At 39.8% G+C, this 299-nt stretch carries 1 pseudogene; it reads right to left on the reverse strand.

What is annotated here, in order from left to right:
* Window positions 1–299, reverse strand: a pseudogene (locus ETC27_RS17460) (hypothetical protein); the annotation flags it as partial.

A 299-nucleotide genomic window follows, 5' to 3' on the forward strand; every position in this document is an offset into this window, starting at 1 on the left:
ACCATTCCAGGGGCTGCCGTAGTCCATTCACCATTAGTTGTATAAGAGTTGTCATCAACTACATCTTGAGAAGAAGGCTCTGTAACAACTGGAGCTAGTTCTGTTGTTTCTGGTGAACTTTCTGGAGGGGTTGATGACTGTACTGTTTTTGTTGTAGATGAAATCGGAATACCTGAAACATAGTCAATTTCTATTCCTTCGGCGCTATTTATAACCACTATTTCTGCATTAAGCGTATTATCTGAAGACTTGATATCTACAATGGATCCGCGAGGAACGGTTTCATTAGCATTATAAAC

Origin of the sequence: Onishia niordana (genome assembly GCF_004798965.1) — a bacterium.
Taxonomy (GTDB): Bacteria; Pseudomonadota; Gammaproteobacteria; order Pseudomonadales; family Halomonadaceae; genus Onishia; species Onishia niordana.